Annotated in this window: 1 protein-coding gene; it reads right to left on the bottom strand. The window is 68.9% G+C overall.

Annotated elements, in window-relative coordinates; genetic code table 11:
- On the bottom strand, nucleotides 1–1,525 hold a 1,525-nt coding region (locus tag AB0N07_RS50875; RefSeq protein WP_365847786.1), incomplete at both ends, for a DNA gyrase subunit A.

Genomic DNA, 1,525 nt, shown 5'->3' with positions numbered 1-1,525 from the left:
GTCCAGCAGCGGCGTCTTCTTCACGAGGCCGCCGCGCGTGGCGAGCACGAGGTACGGGGCCCGGCCGTAGTCCACGAGCGGCTGGATCTGGGCGATCCGCTCGTCCGGCTGGAACGCGAGCAGGTTGGCCACGTGCTGGCCCTTCGCGTCGCGGCCGGCCTCGAGCAGCTCGTACGTCTTGATGCGGTACACGCGGCCGAAGTTCGTGAAGAACAGCAGCCAGTGGTGCGTGGACACGGTGAGGAAGTGCTCGACGACGTCGTCGCCGCGCAGCGTCGCCCCGCGCACGCCCTTGCCGCCGCGCGCCTGGGACCGGTACTGGTCGATCCGGGTGCGCTTGACGTAGCCGCCGCGGGTGATGGAGACGACCATCTCCTCCTCGGGGATCAGGTCCTCGATGGACATGTCCCCGTCGAAGCCGGCCATGATCTCGGTGCGGCGGTCGTCGCCGTGCTTGGCCACGATCTCGGCGAGCTCCTCGGAGATGACCTCGCGCTGACGCTGCGGGGACTCCAGGATCCGGTTGTACTCGGCGATCTTCGCCATGAGGTCGTCGTACTCGTCCTGGATCTTCCGGGACTCCAGGGCGGCGAGCTGGCGCAGCTGCATCTGCAGGATGGCCTGGGCCAGGACGTCGTCGATGTCCAGGAGCTCCTTGAGGGCCTCGCGGGCCACGTCCGCCGAGGCCGAACGGCGGATGGTCGCGATGACCTCGTCCAGCATGTCCAGGGCCTTGAGCAGGCCGCGCAGGATGTGCGCGCGCTCCTCGGCCTTGCGCTTGCGGAACGCGGTGCGGCGCACGATCACGTCGATCTGGTGCTTCACCCAGTGGTGCACGAAGCCGTCCAGGGACAGGGTGCGCGGCACGCCGTCCACGAGCGCGAGCATGTTCGCCGAGAAGTTCGACTGCAGCTCGGTGTGCTTGTAGAGGTTGTTCAGCACCACCTTGGCGACGGCGTCGCGCTTGAGCACGATCACCAGGCGCTGGCCGGTGCGGCCGGAGGTCTCGTCGCGCATGTCCGCGATGCCGTTGATCTTGCCGTCCCGCACCATCTCCGCGATCTTCGCGGCGAGGTTGTCCGGGTTGGTCATGTAGGGCAGCTCGGTGACCACGAGGCACGTGCGGCCCTGGATCTCCTCCACGTTGACCACGGCGCGCATGGTGATGGGGCCGCGGCCGGTCCGGTAGACCTCCTCGATGCCCTTGCGGCCCAGGATCTGGGCGCCCGTGGGGAAGTCGGGGCCGTGCACGCGGGCCAGGAGCGCCTCGAGCAGCTCCTCGCGGGTGGCCTCGGGGTGCTCGAGATACCACTGCACGCCCGCGGCCACCTCGCGCATGTTGTGCGGCGGGATGTTCGTGGCCATGCCGACGGCGATGCCCGACGAGCCGTTGACCAGCAGGTTCGGGTACCGGGCGGGCAGGACGACGGGCTCCTGCTGCTTGCCGTCGTAGTTGTCCTGCATGTCGACGGTGTCCTCGTCGATGTCCCGGACCATCTCCATGGCCAGCGGGGCCATCTTGGTC

Source organism: Streptomyces sp. NPDC051172, assembly GCF_040682555.1.
Classification (GTDB): domain Bacteria; phylum Actinomycetota; class Actinomycetes; order Streptomycetales; family Streptomycetaceae; genus Streptomyces.
This window is presented reverse-complemented; position numbering and strand designations above follow the sequence as displayed.